Source organism: Coriobacteriia bacterium (assembly GCA_013334745.1).
Lineage (GTDB): Bacteria > Actinomycetota > Coriobacteriia > Anaerosomatales > JAAXUF01 > JAAXWY01.
Genome location: JAAXWY010000006.1, coordinates 1 through 17,619, shown reverse-complemented (window position 1 = coordinate 17,619; position 17,619 = coordinate 1). Strand labels below are relative to the sequence as shown.

Genomic DNA, 17,619 nt, shown 5'->3' with positions numbered 1-17,619 from the left:
GCCTGCACCGCAATTGCTCGCGATGCAGGCGCGGTGGAGGTCTCGTGGCTTACGGAACGGTGACGTAGTCGTACCCGGACGACCTGCTAAGCGCGTGCCCGGCGTCGGCCGGGTGCTCGGCGCGCAGACGCCATCTGCCGCGCACCGTCAGCTTCACGCTCGCAGTGCACTTCGAGCCTGCGGCGGTGTTCGCCGCCTTCGCGCTCGAGTAGCCGTAGTACTTCCACGTCTTGCCGGTCCAGCGGTACTTGTAGATGCGCAGGGCGTACTTGCCCGCCACGTGCCGAGGGGCGATGACCGCATAGACGCTCGTGGACTTGTTGCGCTTCATCTTGCTCGGCGCGACCGGATTCCACAGCTTGGCGCGAGGCGTGACCGCGACGACCGAGCTCTCGCACGCCGCGAACGCTCCCGTTTCGCCCGCGAACACGACGCGGTACCAGGTCTTGGTGGCCGGTTTCACCGCCGGCATCACGAAAGCTCCCGATGCCGTTGTCGTCGCCCCAGTGGAAAGCGGGCCAAAGGGGCCTGTTGCGCTGCTCGCGGACTGGAGCACGACGCGTTTCTCGGCAAGCGGGGCGCCGTCTGTGAGCAGTGTTCCCGTCACGACGTAACTTGATCCGTAGGCCGACAGGGTCTTGGACAGCACCCCGACGACGATGCTGCTGGGGTCTGGAGTCGGGAAGACGGTAACGGTGACGGTCGCCTGCTCCGAGAAGAGCTGCCCGTCGCCTGCGCGATAGGTGAAGGTGTCCATCCCCACGAACCCGGCGTCAGGGGTGTAGGTGTACGAGCCATCAACGTTGAGCGCGACTGTGCCGGATGCAGGTGCCGCCGCCAGAGTCGCGCTCAGGCTCGCCCCCAGCGAGTCCGTGTCGTTGGCTAGCACACCCGGTGCAGCCACCACCACGTCCTGGCCTTCGGTTGTGTCGGCTGCGTCGCCCACCGCAACGGGCGCCTCGGTGTTGAGGACGATCGAGTCGCTTGCGACTGACGAGTTCCCCACGCCGTCCCGCAACGCGACAAGTACGGTCTTGGTGCCGTCGCCGCTCGCCAGTGCGGCCGATCCGCTGGTCGAGTACGTCTGCCACGGCTCGGCGTCGAGAACGCCATCCGTGCAGACCGCCATCGATGTCACGCTGCTGCCGCTGTCAGCACCCGAGATGGCAAGTGCAACCACCCGCGTGGTCGTGACCGATGCGCCCGAGGCGATCACGACTCCGGCCGTCGGCGCGGTGGTGTCCAGGACGATGGTGTCGGTCGCCGTGCGAGAGTTGCCCACCGCGTCGGCCACCTTGACCCAGACGGTCTTGGCGCCATCCACGATCGGCAGCGTCACCGACTTGCTGGCGGCGAAGGCCTCAACGGGCTCTGCATCGAAGACGCCGTCGGTTGAAACCGACATCGACGTCACACCGCTGCCCGAATCCGATGCCGAGATCGCGACGGTGACGGACCGTGTTGCCGTGGCAGCTGCACCGTCTGCGATCGAGACCCCCACGGTCGGGGCGGTCGCATCGAGCAGGATCGTGTCGGATACGGTGGTCGCATTCCCCGCGATATCGCGGACCTTCAGCCAGACGGTCTTCGTTCCGTCAGTGACCGGAAGCGTCACCGACTTGCTTGTCGAGAACGACTCCCACGGCTCGGAGTCGAAGGTGCCGTCGGTGGAGACGGACATCGAAGTCACCCGGCTCGAAGGGTCCGATCCCGTGATCGCGATGGTGACGGAGCGTGTGGTGGTCATGGATGCTCCACCGGCGATAACGACGGTGGCCGACGGCGTGGTGCTATCGAGGAAGATCGTGTCGCTGGCGATGGTCGAGTTGCCTGCGACGTCGTATATCTTCGCCATCACGGTCTTCGTGCCGTCATCGCCAAAGAGCGTGACCGACTTGCTTGTCGCGAACGCCTCGCGGCTCTCGGCATTGAACGCCGAGTCTGCGCTCACGTTCATCCTCGACACACCGCTGGCGGCGTCAGTCGCCGAGAGACCAACGGTCACCTCGCTGCTGGCGGTCGCCTGCGCACCGCCTGCGATGGAGATCGTCGCGGAGGGTCTCGTCGAGTCGAAGAATATCTCCTGTACCGTCTCGCTCGACCAGCTCGCGCCGACCCCGGCGCGCACCATGTAGAAATACCTGGTTCCGTCGGCAACTCCGATCGGCAGAGTCGCCGGTTGGGAGCCCATGGGGGCGTGCGGCGACGGGACGCCGTCGAGCGCCACCCGGTACGCGTACTCGACAGGCATGTGGATGTCGAAGACCTCGAGCTCGCCGGTCTCGTTGGCGACAAACGCGTTGGTGCCGAGCGTCGCCACGCCGTACCCGGGGCCCTGTGACGCCGCTGAACCGATTAGAACGGGCGCGAGCGGATTCGCAACGTCGATGACCTGCAAGCCACTGATGATGTCGGTCGCGGAGACGAACCCGTTTCGCACGGATACCGACGTGAACCAGCACGGTGTCGGCTCGCCCGTGTCTGGCGGCAGGTAGGTCGCGGCGACCACAGGTGCAGCCGGGTTGACGACGTTGATGATCTGGAGACCGCCGTCTGCGTCGGCAACGTACGCGTAGGAGCCTGCGACAGCCACAGAGGACGCGAAGCCGGGCGTATCGCACTTACCGAGGAAGTGCGGCAACTCCGGATCCGACACGTCGAAGATCTGCAGACCCGCCTCTTCGCATGCGAGGTAAACGGTGGTCCCCGAGATGGCCACACCGATCGCGCGACCGTCGCCGTAGGTTCCATCTAGGGAGCAGAATCCCATCAGCGACGGCGCCGCAGAATTGCTCACATCCACGACCTCAAGACCGGCCGTGTCGCACGCCACATAAGCGGTCGTGCCTGCAACGGCGACGTCCCACCCGCCGTCCGAGAAGCTTCCGAGCAGGTGCGGCGCCGAGGGCGTGCTCGCATCGACGATGGTGAGCCCCAAACTGGGGCCGACCAGGTAGGCTCGCGAGCCAACCGCCTCAACCGCGTACGCCGACGCACTTGTAAGAAGTGAGCCCGCCACACCGGGTGCAGTCGGGTCACTCACATCGACGACGCTTAGCCCCTCGCTATAGGAAGCGAGGAAGGCGAGGTCGTCCCACACGGCGACGTCGTAGTTGCCCGAGCCGGGAACGCATGCCCCGATTCGCTCAGGCGGCGACTTGACCGCCATGTTGACCGTCACCACGCCGTCTTCGAAGCTCGCCACGTACACGGTGTCACCACAGACTGCGGTGTCGTAACCGGTGCCCGGCGTGACGGCGGAACCGATCACTGTGAGGTTCGCTGCATCCCTCACGTCGACACCGCACACCCCGCTGTTGTAGCCGCCCACGGCATAGGCGGTGCCGCCCGCTACACGCACGCCCGACACGGGGTACGGAGTGCTCACCGCATCGCACAGCGCAGGGCTGGCCGGGTTGGACACCGAGATGCACGTCAGATTCGTGTTGCCGGTGCCCACATAGGCGTACCCATCCGCGACGTCGATCGCTTTTGCCCCGGCCAATATGTACGTCGCCTGCGTGATCATCTCCCCGGGATTCGTCGCATCGATCAGGCGTACCCCGGTAGCGCATGCAAGGCACACGGTGTCGCCGCTCCAAGCGGCCGAGTACGCCCAGAAGCCGCCTCCGGTCACGGTGTATGACCCGAGCATCGATGTGGCTGCCGGATTGCTGACATCGACGATTCGGAATCCGGAGCCCAGCATCGTCACCAGGGCCTTGGTCCCGTTCATGTCTACATCGATAGCGTCGGGCGCATTCGTGAACTTACCGAGCAGAGTCGGTGCGGCAGGATTCGAGACATTGATGATTGCAAGTCCAGACGCGCCGTCTGCAACGTACGCGGTCGTCCCCACGACCTGCACCGACTGAGCACTGCCTGATGTGTCGAGCGTGCCCAGCACTGTGACCGCATTGGGATCGCTCACATCAAGAATGCGCAGACCGGCATTGGCATCGGCGACGTATGCCGTCGTGCCGACGATGTCGATCCCGCGTGCTTGCCCGGGAGTGTCATACACCTCACCGCGTGCGAAGCCCCAGTCGATGGCTGCGTCCCAGTTCAGAACGGGCATCGACGACGGTACCCAGCCTGCATTCGCAGCGGGCGATGAGCCGATGACGGGTCTGGCTCCGATCGCCGCGTGGGCAACGGACGGGACTGCGAGCGCGAGGCACGCGAACACGCACAGAAGAACCAGAGCTCGACGCCGAGCAAACATGGATGACCCCCCGTATGTCGGTGTTACCCCCTCGTGATGTATTCCCATCTCCGTGCAGTTTGCGCCCTACTGGAGGCCGATGCCGCATGCGCGTCGATTGCGCGGGCGCCGCGCCATAGAGAAGCGCCTGCACCGCGATCGCTCGCGATGCAGGCGCCGTTGCGTCGTTCGTCGCGCTGGCGGCTACAGCGGCCGCATGTCGAAGGTCGGCGACAGGACGGTGTCTGAGCCGGTGTAGCCGTTGCCGGACCACGTGGCGCGGACACGGAAGTATCGATACACCGTCATGCCATCGGCCGGATCGGTCTCCGGTACCGGAATCGGCGCGGCCGTGATCTCGTTTGATCCACGGAAGGTCGTGCCGTTGGGCGAGGTGTAGACCTGCGTGAACGTCACGCCGTCGGTGCTTGCGTAGCTGCGCAGCGCGAGCGAGCCGGTCTTAAGGTATTTCGCCGGAACGGTGCTCTCGATGTGAGCCTGCAGGTTGAACCAGTAGAAGCCGCGAGCGAACAGCATCGTTCCGGGGTAGAAGCTCGGCGTGCTGATGGAGAGCGCGGGGTCCCACTTCAGCTTGAAGTTGCGGTTCTTGGCCGCATAGTGTTCGCATCCCGGGAATCGGACGCGGTAGCTGCCGGGAACCGGAGCCGCCAGGCTGAACTTGAACGTGCCGTTGGGGGACGGGACGACGCTCTTGAGCGTGACCCACTCGTCACCGACGAGGCGCTGAACGCGCACCTTGACGTGGCGATCCCAGTTCGAAGCGGAGGGATCTCCGACCAGCTTGCCCGTCTCGGCAAGAGCGGCGCCCTTGGAAAGCGTATGGGTAGAGGCGATTCCCGTGACCGAGACGGTCCCCAGAGCCAGTGCAGCCACCGGCAATGCCAGACACAGCAGTAGTGCGAGTGCGAAAACGAGCGATACCCTCTTCTTCACGTCTCCTCCTTCGCGTAAGCGGATCTGCGAAACACTCATCGCATCGTGACGTACCCTCTGACGGGAGTGTGCAAACTCCCCGCAGCAGCATTCCGCTTCTCGAGCCACACATTCGTGATGGGCGGTGACTGGCCACGGACAACCCGAAGCGCCCGCCGCAAGGGCGGACGGTTCAGGTTGTCATGAGGCGACCAGCTACGGAGCGACCGCTCCCGACAGGTTCGAGCTGACTGGTGTCATCTCGCCCGCCGCGACAGTGACGACGTCCGCGTTCACGATGCGCCGTTGATGGTCGAAGTACTGAGTAAGGTTGGCAGGCGTCGTACCGGTGAAGCGCACGTGATAGGCGCCAGCCGGAATGCCCGTCAGAGAGTACGAGCCGTCCGCTGCGGTGAAGATGCCCTTCACATAGGCATGGGTCTCGGCGTTGAACAGCGATACGACAACCCGATTGAGCGGACCTTCATCACTCGAGATTACGCCGCTGACGCCCTGTGTCGTGACGGCCGTGAAGAGTCCCGCCGCGCAGACGCCGCCTGGCGTGTAGACGCGGATCAAACCGCTTGCGTCGCCGGCCGGCACGGTGACGACGATCTTGCCGTCGTTGACGACGGTGTAGTTCGCCTCGATGAGGTTGAACGACACACTCGTCGCCCCCGTGAAGTACTGGCCGGTGATGATGACGGTGGTGCCCGGCGGGGCCTCAAGCGGTGTTGTGTTGGTGGCGACCGGCTCCGGAATCACAACGAAACTGCTGGCGCTCGTGGCCATGCCGCCAGGAGTCGTGATTGTGATCTTGCCTGTGGTGCAACCCGGCTCGACGTACATGCGCAGCGATGTGTCGCTGTCCACGGCGAAGTAGCACGTGGTTCCGTTGAGCTTGACCGAGGTGGCAGTGGTGAAGCCGGTTCCGGTCACGGTGACGGGCCATGTGCCGACCGGCCCGGATGTGACGTCGAAGCTCGAGATGGTAGGCGCCTCGACCGGAGTCAGATCCGCGTCGCACTCCTGCGGAGCGTTCCAGATCTCGACGACTGCGGCGTCGCCTAACGAGCCTGCCTGCGCCGAGTAGCGAATCGGCCAACCGCTCGCGGTGTAGCGGATGTGATAGTTGCCCTGCGGCAAAGTCATTGCGAAGTCGCCGTCCGAGTCCGTGAAGGTGCCCTTGATCATCGCGTGTGTCTCGGCGTCGAACGCGGTGACGACGGCACGGTTAAGGCCTGTGCCGCCACCGACGACGGTGCCGTAGACGGGCTGCGGACCGACATCGCGCCACGAAGTCTCGATGCGGAAGTTGTTGAAGCTCAGGTTGCTGCTATCGGCGAACACGATCTCGACCTTGCGCTCATCGGATGACTCGGGGTCGAGCTCGACCGTGGTGATCCCGCCCTCGATGTTGAATGACTGGAGTCGGGTCCCGCCGAAACGGTCGGTAGTCGTGACCGACAGCGTCGTGGGACCGCCGGCGTTCTTGACCTGGAACGAGTGGACGACCATGTTCGCGTCATGACGCCCGATGCTGATCTCGAAGCGGCTGAACCACCAGTCGCTCCAGTACTTGCCCCAGCCTTCGGAGTCGGTGGTCGTGTAGTAGCTGTCGGTCCGCCCAGCGCCGAAGTTCAGCAGGAAGAAGTTCTCGGGAGATGTGTCCGTCGTCATGCCGTTGTAATCGCCATACGGCAGGAGCGAGTACACCGTGCCCGGAAGGCTCACGACCGTGAAGTCGGTGCCGCTCTCGCGGGTGCCGGACTGGCTGGTGACCGCGATGCGGCCGGTTGTCGCGCCAGCCGGAACGACCGCAGTGATCTGCGTGTCGGTGTCCACTGTGTACTCGGCAGCCGTACCGTTGAACGTCACGCCACGGATGTTGAAGAAGTTGCGGCCGGTGAGGACGACGTGTGTGCCGGGTGTGCCGCTGGCCGGAGTGAACGATGTGATCACCGGTGCGGTGATGTTCAGCGTGTCGGCGCTCGTTCCGGTACCGGCCATGTTGCTTACGGTGACCTTGCCGCTTACAGCGGCCTCCGGGACGGTCGCGGTGATCGTGTTGTCATCGACTATGTCAAACATCGCCGACAAGCCACCGATGGTCACGCCGTTGGTGCCGTAGTCGAAGTGCGAACCCGAAATCATGATCGTCTCGCCCGGCGCCGCGTCACTCGGGCTGAAGCCGGACACGGTGGGAATCCACTTGAGCTTCTGGTCCGCCGTTATCTCGCTTCCGGAGGCCACGGTGACCGTGCCGGCGGTGCTGATGTTCTTTGCGTCGGTCCAGTACGGGAAGGAGCCGACCTGCTGGCCGAGGTTGTTGTAGTAGCGGACGTGGTAGTCGCCCACCGGCAGGTTGGCGGCTCGGTAGTAGCCCGCGACATCGGTCAGCACGGTCTTCACAAACGCGTGAGTGTCAGCTCGGAAGACTGATACGACCATCCTCGTCATCGGCCAGCCACCGTAGAAGTCCTCGACGGTGCCGGCGATGGTGCCGGTGCTGTCGACCGTGAAGTCGCTTGTGCTCGTCGCGGTCATTCCGGCGAGCGATCCAGTCACGGCGATGCGGCCGGTCGTCGCGCCCGCCGGCACCCACGTGCGCAATGACGTGTCCGAGTCGACCTGGAAGACCGCCGAGGTCCCATTGAAATGAACCGCCGTCACGCCGGCTATCTGGGAGTAGCGCACTCCGGTGACTGTGACCACCGTACCGGGCGAACCGTGAGTCGGACTGAAGCCGCTCACAGTGGGTCCGCCAACAGCGAATGCAGTTGTCGCGGATAGACAGAGGATCACCACCAGGGCGACTGCGAGTAGGGACAGGCGTGAGCGAGTATGCATGGGTGCCTCCCAGTGACATGCCCTGATCACCGGCGCGCGGCGGCGGTGCCAAAGCTGCTTGTGTGCGCCCCATCCCCATGGCTACTTTCCCCGGCCTCACGGTTTCTAGACGGGGTAGTACAAGAAAATGAACGAGCGCCCGCCCGTGCTCGGGGACGGACGCTCGAGGGCTCGCTGGTGGGCGATGAGGACGCGAGATGTTGCCTAGCCGAGCAGCGCTCGCGCTGCGACGGTCCTGCCGCCTCCCGCAGCTTTGGCTTCATACATCGCCGTATCCGCGCGTCGAATCGCCGATTCGACACCCTCGTCCGGCTCGATCACGGCCACGCCAATGCTCACTGACGGCTCAATGTACCCATTCGCCAGATCGAGTCGCTCCGCAACGCATCGCTGAATCTTGTCCGCGATATCCATCGCATCCTGCGAACCGTGAACCCCTGTCAGCACGACCAGCATCTCGTCACCACCGAACCTGCCCGCGAAATCGTCTCGACGGATACACGATCCGATTCGGGCGGCAAAGGTGCGCAGCAGAGTATCTCCGCCGCTGTGGCCATGAGTGTCGTTGGCGTCCTTCATATCGTCGATGTCACAGAACAGCACGGCACAGCGGCTCCCCGATCGCCGTGTCGCCTCGGTTGCGACGCGCAGCCGTTCGAGGACCTCCGAGCGACTTAGCAATCCGGTGAGTTCGTCGATCTCTGCCCTGCGCTGCAGCCCCTCTTCCGCAGCGACCTCGGCGTCGATCGTTCGGAATGAAGCGACCCGACGGCCATGCCTGAGCGTACGCTCGTAACGTGAAGTGTGGACCTCGATCCAGTGATACGCGCCGTCCTTGGCCCGGACTCGGAACCGTAGGCATGTCTTCCTGTCCCCCGATTCCAGGCTCAGATCGACCTCGCGCTGTTCTCTGTCGTCGGGATGCACAAAGTCCGTGGCATTCCGTCCAACCCACTCGCCCGGATCCCAGCCGAGCAGCTGCTTGATGGCGGGCGAGACCCATTCAAGGACGTCGTCGTTGATGAGCAGAACCGCATCCGAGGAGTTCTCGGCGAGGAGGCGAAAGTGCTCCTCCGACAACATGATGGCGGCTGCGGCTGCGTGCCGCTCGCCGACGTCTCGCCACGTGTAGGACAGCCCATCTCCGACCTTCACCGCGCGAATATCGTAGACGTGCACTGTGCCGTCGACCGGCTCCTGCTCGTAGCAGAAGTCGTCAAGAATCAGCGCCTCACCCGTCTCGACGACGCTGCGGTATCTGTCGAGAAGCCCAGTCCCGTCGCGGCCAGGTAGCAGATCGAGCAGTCGGGCGCCGACCAACTCATCGCTTGATAACCCGTTGTAGATGCAGGCTGCATCGTTGGCCTCAACATAGACGAAGTCGACGATGAGGCCGCTCTCGTCCCGAACCGCCTCAAGCCTGACATGAGGATCGAGCAGCGAGTCGTTCGTGGCTTGGAGTCTCGCACCCGCTCTCTCGGCATTCTCGCGGCCGCTCACGTCGTGAATCACCGAGAGCAGCACTGGGTCGCCGCCTACCGAGACCGGGCTACTGTGGACTTCGACGGTGCGGATCTCGCCGCTGGCCAACCGGTGCGGGAAGATGAAGTAGGCTCGCTCTTGTGCCTGAGCCTTGTGCCGTTCGAGATCGACCTCTTCGGGCGAGAGTTGATTGATGTCGCGGATGCTCATCGACTTGATCTGCGGCCGCGTGTAGCCGTAGAAGCGAAGAGCTCCGTCGCTCGCATCGAGTAGCTGGCCAGTGTCGCCGTCCATCAGCAGCATGACGGCGTCGTGGCCGCGACAGAACCGCTCGAAGTCGGTGGGCGGCGTGCCGTCCTGTACCCCGCTCGTGGCGGTGGGCTCTAGGTCCATGCCGCGCCTCTCCCCGTTAGTCTGGGCGGCGACGGCATCGCCAAGGGACCAGATTCGCCGTCAGCGTCTTCACCCCGACCGCGACGATTGACCTGACTCTACACCCCGCTCTCACCATCCGCACTTACAGGGGCGGTCGCGCTTCAGCCCCAAGCCTTGTCGGCAGATCGACCAGGGGGGCACCGAGAGCGTACCGACCACCCATTACGCCTCGCCGCTTCAGACGAGAACGGCAGGCCAGAGAACCATTCCTGGATCTCGGGCCTGCCGATAATTTGCTGGTGGGCGATGAGGGATTCGAACCCCCGACCTCTTCCGTGTAAAGGAAGCACTCTCCCGCTGAGTTAATCGCCCTCGCCCCAGATCCAACGCGTTCGCGCGTGGCGATACGTCCTGTCCGGTGCTCCACGCATTCTAGCAGTGTGGCGTCTCCTGCCGGATAGTGAATCCGGAGTGTATCGCCCGTGCTAAGCGGCGTCTTGAGCAAGGGCGTATAGTCGGCACTACTTGGGATATCGACATGGGAGCGCCCAGCCGACGGGGGCCGTACGTGGCTCCTGTCCGATTGGAACGCTCCCCAACAGGGCTTGGGGGCCACCATGTATCAACGCTGGCGTACGCGCGCGTTCTCGCTACTGGTCTTGGGGGTGTTCGTCGCCGCGCTTTGCGCTCTGCCAATCGACGCGTCGGCGGGTGCCGGCTGGACGAACCAGAACCCCGAGACCTTCAATGCCGTCCAGTTCGCCGACGAGTCGGTGGGATGGGCTGTAGCCGGGAGCGGTGCGATTCTGCACACCGAGGACGGCGGGGCGACATGGGCACGCCAGTCCTCGGGCACTGCGACATGGCTCACCGACGTCCACTTCATCGGCTCGACGGATGGATGGGTCACCGGCAACGGGGGCGTCATCCTTCACACGAGCGACGGCGGTGGCACGTGGTCTGCGCAGACTTCCGGCACGGAGTACGACCTATATTCGGTCTGTTTCGTCGACGCCAACAACGGCTGGGCCGTGGGTGCGTCAGGCGTGATTCTGAACACGACCGACGGCGGCGACAACTGGCTGCCGCAGTCATCGGGCACGTTGGACTACTACGGAACCGTGAAGTTCACCGATGCCTCCAACGGTTGGGTGCTTTCCGGTGGGTCGCTTCTGCACACGACCAATGGCGGCGCCAACTGGGTGGCGCAGTCGCCAAGCACCTCTGAGTACATGGTCTCGATGGACTTCGTCGATGACCAGACCGGCTGGATCGTCGGTGGCAATGGCCTGGTTTTGGCGACGTTGGATGGCGGTGCGAACTGGGTCCCGCAGTTGGGCGCGTCGTTTGATTGGCTCAACTCCGTCGACTTCATCGACGCCTCCAACGGCTGGGCCGTGGGCGGCAGTGGGACGATCCAGCACACCTCCGACGGCGGAGAGAACTGGGACCTGCAGAGCTACGCCGCACCCTGGGTGAACCTCTACTCCGTCAGCATCGTTGACGTGGACAATGGCTGGGCTGTGGGCGAGGGCAGCACCGTCATGAGCACCAACGACGGCGGAACGAACTGGAGCGCACAGGCGGCGAGCACCGTATCTCGGCTGGCCGCGGTCGACTTCATCGACTCGTCGAGCGGGTGGGTAGTCGGTGACGGCGGCGTCGTGCTTTCAACGACCAACGGCGGCAAGACGCTGACCCCACAAGACTCGACAACGTCCGAGAACCTCACGTCGGTCGACTTCGTGGACGACGCAACCGGCTGGGCTGTCGGCGGCAACGGGACGATCCTCGGCACGACTGATGGTGGGGCCAACTGGCTTACTCAGACATCAAGCACCACGGCGCTCTTGAGTTCAGTCGCCTTCGTGGACGAATTGAACGGATGGGCGGTGGGTGACCTGGGAACGATCCTGGTCACCGCGGATGGCGGCAGCAACTGGGATGCGCAGCTTTCCGGCACCACCGAGTACCTCACGTCCGTGTGCTTCACCGACGCGCTGCACGGCTGGGCGGTCGGGCTGAATGACACGATCCTGCAGACCATTGACGGCGGGCTGACCTGGACGCCGCGGCCCTCCGGCGATCTGCTGACCTTCACCTCCGTTGACTTCGTGAGCACCACGACGGGCTGGGTGGCGGGCTACGACTCGAACTCCGGCCTTCCCGCGCTGATCGGCACCACCGATGGCGGCCTGAACTGGACTTCGCTCGCCATCGGCGAGGGCGCATCGCTCACCGGGGTCGACTTCGTCGACGCGTCGAACGGCTGGGTCGTCGCAACTGACGGCGGAGTCCTCGCGACGACCGACGGTGGCACCACATGGTCAGCTGCCGAGTACCCGGCATCGAACTCAAGCCTCAACGCGGTCTGCTTCGTTGATGCGACGAACGGCTGGGTCGTGGGCGACGGTGGAGCGGTCGCGAACTACTCGGTTGGCTACAGCATCCAGCCCTGGGCCGGCCCGGGAGGCTCCATCGCTCCGTACGTCGCCCAAAGCGTGCAGCCGGGTGCCGATAGCACGTTCACGATCACCCCGAACGCCGGATACGCGATCGAGACGGTGCTCGTCGACGATGCACCGATCGGCGCCGTGATGAGTTACGTCTTCACCAACGTGACCGCCGATCACAACATCGCCGCCTACTTCGTTAAGACGTGGGATCTCACGGCTGCGCCATCGACCAACGGCACGATCACGCCCGAAGGCACGACGACTGTGCATGAAGGCGTAGATGCCACGTTCACTGTCACCGCGGACGCGGGCTACCGCGTGGGCGTCGTGACCGATAACGGGGGTCCGGTCGCGATCGACGGCAATGGTCGGTACGTCATCACTGGTGTCGCCGCCGATCACGAGATCGCAGCCACGTTCATCAAGGTCTGGAATCTCACCGCCTCGCCGGGCGCGAACGGCGCGATCGTTCCGAGCGGCGTCACGACTGTCGATGAGGGCGCGACGGCCACCTTCACCGTTACGGCCGACACGGGCTACCACGTGGCATCCGTGACCGACAACAGCGCCCCGGTGTCGCTTGTCGGCGATGAGTATGTGATCAATGCGGTGGCCGAGGACCACACGGTTGCCGCGACGTTCGCCAAGAACGTCTACACGCTCACGTATCGCGCGGGCGCCAATGGCTCGGTGCTCGGTTCGGACGTACAGGCTGTCGAGTACCTGGCAAGCGGAGCCGAGGTGACCGCGTTCCCCGATGAGGGCTACCGATTCGTGGATTGGTCTGACGGCGTACTCACGGCGTCACGTACCGACGCGAACGTGACGGGAGATATCGACGTCACCGCCAACTTCGAAGTCGCGACCTACGTCATCTCGGCGACTGCCGGCGCGAATGGCGCGATCAGCCCGAGCGGCTCGGTCATCACCACCGCCGGTGCGGATCAGACCTTCACGTTCACTCCTGCCGCTGGCTACCACGTCTCCGCGGTGACCGTGGACAGTGAACCGGTAGCAAGTCCCGGTGGGTCGTACACATTCACGAACGTGCTCGCCGCACACTCCATCAACGTGGACTTCGCGCCCAACCCGTCGTTTGTGGGAGTGATCACCAACGGCGCCACCCCGCTCAATCGCGTGGTAGTAAGCGCATATGACGCAGCAACGCATGCTCACGTGAAGGGTGTCTTCACAGACGCCGCAGGCGCGTACTCGCTGGTCTTGCCTCCGGGCTCCTACCATCTGCGCTTCACCGGCACCACGCCGTCGTCGCTGGCGCAGTACTACGACCACCAGTCGACGATTGCCTCGGCTGCGGTCGAGGCGTTGGCCGGCAGCGAAGTCAGGACGGTCTCGAGCGACCTCGCCCCGCCCACTCCGCCAAGCTCCGCAGTGATCCAAGGCGTCATAACGAGTGGCGCCAGCCCGCTCAATCGCATCGTCGTCACCGCATTTGACGCCGGTACTCACGCCTATGTGAAGGGTGTCTTCACCAACGCGGCCGGCGAATACTCGCTGACGCTGCCGGCGGGCTCCTACCACCTGCGCTTCACGGGAACCACGCCAGCCTCGCTGAGCCAGTACTACGACCACCAGTCGATGATCACCGCAGCGGCCGTCATCGAGCTCACCGGTGGCCAGACGCGAACCATCTCAAGTGACCTTGCGCCCGCCGCGCCCGGTACGCAGTCGATCACCGGCGTCATCACGAACGGCGCCACGCCGCTCTCCGGCATCGTCGTGAGCGCGTTTGATGCGACCACCCACGCGTACGTGAAGGGCACGTTCACCGGCGCAGGCGGCGCATACGCGCTGTCGCTTCCCGCCGGGTCGTACCACGTACGCTTCACGGGAACCACGCCGGCGGGCCTGACCCAGTACTACGACCATCAGGCTCGCATCGGTGCGGCCGCCATCGTCGTGCTCGGGACCGGAGTCGACACGTCGGTGTCGAGCGACCTCTCGGGTGCGATAGCGCCGTAGCCGCAACGCGGCACTCAGCACTCAAAGCGAACGGGTGGCCCCGCAAGGGACCACCCGTTCGACGTATCTATGGAGAAGCTGGTGCCCCCAGGAGAATTCGAATCTCCGTCTCCGACCTGAGAGACCGGCGTCCTTGGCCACTAGACGATGGGGGCGCTGCACAGAATAGCAGGTCTGAAGAAGCCTGAGCTCAAGCGTCGTTTTCGGGAACCCGATGGAGCAAGTGGGACGGGGGGATTCTGTCCCTACTATGCCGGGGGGGTCCGAGCATGGTGCGCACTGGCCGACTCTTGATCTTTGCCTTCGCTCTGATGACCGCACTGCTGGCCACCACCGCTACTTCAGTTGCGCTCGAACCGCCGACGGCGGCCCAGCTCAAGGCGTACGCGGCGGACGGCACACTCGCCGAGCGGATCGCGGATGCGAAGGCCATCGGCAACGACAAGACCGACCCCTCTCTCGTCACGATGTGGCGCGCGAAGACCCTCGCCGCTCGCGGCGTCTACAGCCTCCCGGCTCCCCCGAGTGGGCTGCGCGGCGGACTGAGCTCCACGGGAAGCCAGCGTGCGCTCGCGGTCTGCATCGACTTCGCCGATTACCCCGCGACCATCTCCTCCGCGACCATGGCGGCTCGGCTCGGCAAGGCGTCGGATCCGGCAGACCCCTACTTCCCCTACGAAAGCGTGTGTGGCTACTACCAGCGCTCGTCGTACGGGGCTCTCGACCTGCAGATCGACTCGTACGGCTGGCACCGCTCCTCGGTTCCGTCCACACAGGTCGTGCAGACCGCCGCCGGTCGGGAGGCGCTGATCGCCGAGGCGCTTCAGGATATCGACAGCCAGTCGGTCGACCTCTCGCGCTACGACAACAACGGTGACGGCGCGATCGACTACCTGCTGGTGTACTGGACCGCTCCGAAGGGCCAGTGGGCCACGTTCTGGTGGGCGTGCAAGACCAGCTGGTTCGCGACGTCCTTCACGGCAGATGGAGTCCGGCCGGGTACGTACGCCTGGCTGTGGCCGAGCGCAGGAAGCCAGGTCACCGGCATCCATGAGACGGGGCACGCGCTGGGGCTCCCGGACCTCTACGACTACGACACGGGCACCGGCCCAAGAGGCGGCACGGGCGCCTTCGACATGATGGACAGCTCCAAGTACGACCACAACGCGTTCAGCAAGTGGCTGCTCGGCTGGTCAACACCGTCGTTCGTCACCACTGACGACTACGAGACTGAACTGAACCCGGCGGAGAACGACGGCGAGTCGATCGTGGTCATGCCGGATGCATCGGCGTCGAGTCTCTTCTCGGAGTGCTTCATGGTCGAGTACCGGCGAAACGTCGGCAACGACAGCCACATGTTCGCCGATGCCGGGCTCACGATCTGGCACCTGGACTCCCGGCTCAACGACGCCGGCACCAACTTCGCGTGGAACAACTCCTCGACGGCGCACAAGCTCCTGACGCCCGAAGAGTCGGATGGGCTGTGGCACATCGCGAACGGCAACCTGTACTACGCCCATGACACATGGACAGGGGGTAAGACGTTCACTCCCAGCGGACTGCCCTCGAGCGCTCGGTACGACGGCACTGCAAGCGGCGTGACGGTGACGGACATCGAGTTCGAGTATGGCAAGGCGGAGTTCGACGTGTACATCGAAGGTCGCGCTGACGCGATGCCTCCTGTCACAACCAGCGATGCGGTCGCGGACTACGAGACCAGTGCGGCCGTGACATTGACGGCGGCCGACTCGGACTCCGGCGTCGCCCGCACCGACTGGCTGCTCGATGGCGCGTCGGGAAAGGGCGTTCGCGTTGAGACCTCACAGAGCGGCGCGCATACGCTGAGCTTCTGGTCCGAGGATCTTGCGGGAAACGTCGAGTCGCAGACAACCGTCAGCTTCGTCGTACACGACGTCACCGCACCCGACACCACCTGCGACGCGCTGGCTACCTACACCGACGTGGCCACGATCTCTGTTGCAGCGGCCGACGACGCGTGCGGAAGCGGCATCGCGAGCGTGTCGTGGCGGATCGACAGCGAGACCACGCTGAGCGTCGACGCCACGAGCGCGACTGTCGTGTGCTCGGCGGTCGGACCCCACAGCCTCACGTACTGGAGCACCGACCTCGAAGGTAACGACTCGCGACCCAGCACCGCGCAGTTCCACGTCGTCGGGCCGACGCACTTCCAGCTTGTTCGGGTTCCGCTCCCCGCAGCCGTAGGCACCACGATCACGCTCGCGGGTCGCATCGATAACGAGGACGTCGCGTGCACGCTTATTGATGAGCCCGTCGTGCTGCAGACCCAGGTCGCCGGCGAGTGGAAGCCCGCCGTCGACACGATCGCGCATGCGGATGCTGATGGAGAGTTCGCGTTCGCTCTGGCCCCGGCGAAGAGCGCGCGCTACCGGATCGCGACCGGTCCCGGGGGTGCGTTGCGCGAAGCGGCTAGCGAGCCGTTCGTCCTGGGCGTCAAGGCGGTTGTGTCTCGGCCGTCCGCCCCTCGCGCGCCGCGACCCAACCGCACGTTCTCGGTGGCCGGGACCGTGAAGCCGGTGACGGCGCGCAAGGCGGTCGTGAAGTGGTACCGAGTCGTGGGAACCGCGAAGCGCTTCTACAAGAGCCAGACGGTCACGGTCTCGGGCGCTGGGAACTGGAGCGCGAAGCGAGCGCTGCCGAAGGGCTCCTGGGCGTCGAGCGTCGTGTACACCGACTCACTCGGCGTGACGACGACGAGCAGCTATCGCACCTTCCGTGTGAAGTGACTCACCGCCGAGTCGCCTCGCGGCGCGCTACGGCTTGCGCGGCCGCACACGGTGCACCGAGCTGCGTCGGATAACGCCCCGGTCCGTGTACACCGCCCGGAAGTAAGCCGTCCGAGCAGGGCGGACGGTGCAGCTCGCCCATCCCCATGCGCTCGACGGCCGGGCGGACACGAGCGTCCATCGAGAGTGGCCGTTGGGCGACCGGTAGAACTTCACGGTTCGCTTCGCGATCGGCCACCCCTGGACGTCTCGGATGCTTGCAGTCAGCCGCACGACGGTGCCGCGTTTCGGCGTGGACGCTGACGTCGTGAGGCGCACGATCAGCTTCGTCGACACAAGCGGCATCACCTGCAGGATCGACTCCATGCGCTCTCCGGGAGCCAGCGCGAGTGGCTGCGCCGAGGTGAGCACCCGTTCACCGTCGTGGGATGTCGTGGCGAACACGCCCCAGCTGTCGGCGAACTCGAGCTTGTACGTACCCGGCTCGATGTCTCCGAAGGAGAAGCGTCCCGTGACGACGGCGTGGCCGGATGGGTCGCGGCCGACTCCACCTACGTCGCGTCCACGGGAC

7 protein-coding genes and 2 tRNA genes are annotated in these 17,619 nt (G+C 64.9%); 2 read left to right on the top strand and 7 right to left on the bottom strand.

What is annotated here, in order from left to right; translation table 11 throughout:
• Positions 1 to 49: 49 nt before the first annotated feature.
• The 5 genes from HGB10_03030 to HGB10_03010 form a co-directional block, all read right to left on the bottom strand.
• Entirely contained in the window at positions 50 to 4,225 is a 4,176-nt protein-coding gene (locus tag HGB10_03030) for a cadherin-like domain-containing protein (GenBank protein NTU70779.1), read from the bottom strand.
• A 183-nt stretch (positions 4,226 to 4,408) separates the two neighbouring features.
• The gene (locus HGB10_03025; GenBank protein NTU70778.1) at positions 4,409 to 5,158 is read right to left on the bottom strand and encodes a hypothetical protein; all 750 of its coding nucleotides are present in this window, start codon (positions 5,156 to 5,158) and stop codon (positions 4,409 to 4,411) included.
• 195 nt (positions 5,159 to 5,353) lie between these two features.
• Complete coding sequence (locus HGB10_03020) at positions 5,354 to 7,987, bottom strand: hypothetical protein (GenBank protein ID NTU70777.1); 2,634 nt, start codon at positions 7,985 to 7,987, stop codon at positions 5,354 to 5,356.
• Between the two features lie 204 nt (positions 7,988 to 8,191).
• A complete protein-coding gene (locus HGB10_03015; GenBank protein NTU70776.1) occupies positions 8,192 to 9,862 on the bottom strand; it encodes a diguanylate cyclase in 1,671 nt (556 codons plus the stop codon).
• A 279-nt stretch (positions 9,863 to 10,141) separates the two neighbouring features.
• Positions 10,142 to 10,216, bottom strand: a tRNA-Val gene (locus HGB10_03010).
• Positions 10,217 to 10,461: 245 nt separating this feature from the next.
• Between HGB10_03010 and HGB10_03005 the strand changes: the two genes are divergently transcribed.
• Positions 10,462 to 14,283 carry a hypothetical protein gene (locus HGB10_03005; GenBank protein NTU70775.1) on the top strand — a complete coding sequence of 1,274 codons (3,822 nt, stop codon included), beginning with the start codon at positions 10,462 to 10,464 and terminating at the stop codon, positions 14,281 to 14,283.
• Positions 14,284 to 14,362: 79 nt separating this feature from the next.
• On the opposite strand, the gene HGB10_03000 is transcribed toward HGB10_03005, so the two are convergent.
• Positions 14,363 to 14,438: transfer RNA gene (locus HGB10_03000), tRNA-Glu, on the bottom strand.
• A gap of 114 nt (positions 14,439 to 14,552) precedes the next feature.
• Here HGB10_03000 and HGB10_02995 point away from each other — a divergent pair.
• On the top strand, positions 14,553 to 17,048 hold the full coding sequence (locus tag HGB10_02995; GenBank protein NTU70774.1) for a M6 family metalloprotease domain-containing protein: 2,496 nt from the start codon (positions 14,553 to 14,555) through the stop codon (positions 17,046 to 17,048).
• A 27-nt stretch (positions 17,049 to 17,075) separates the two neighbouring features.
• Here the strand turns inward: HGB10_02995 and HGB10_02990 are convergent.
• Positions 17,076 to 17,619 (bottom strand): hypothetical protein (locus tag HGB10_02990; protein NTU70773.1); only part of this gene is annotated, 544 nt, incomplete at its 5' end.

Excerpts from the sequence above, each read along its gene's own strand:
- HGB10_03015 (NTU70776.1), bottom strand. The coding sequence starts at position 9,862 with ATGGACCTAGAGCCCACCGCCACGAGCGGGGTACAGGACGGCACGCCG.
- HGB10_03020 (NTU70777.1), bottom strand. The coding sequence starts at position 7,987 with ATGCATACTCGCTCACGCCTGTCCCTACTCGCAGTCGCCCTGGTGGTG.
- HGB10_03005 (NTU70775.1), top strand. The coding sequence starts at position 10,462 with ATGTATCAACGCTGGCGTACGCGCGCGTTCTCGCTACTGGTCTTGGGG.
- HGB10_02995 (NTU70774.1), top strand. The coding sequence starts at position 14,553 with ATGGTGCGCACTGGCCGACTCTTGATCTTTGCCTTCGCTCTGATGACC.
- HGB10_03030 (NTU70779.1), bottom strand. The coding sequence starts at position 4,225 with ATGTTTGCTCGGCGTCGAGCTCTGGTTCTTCTGTGCGTGTTCGCGTGC.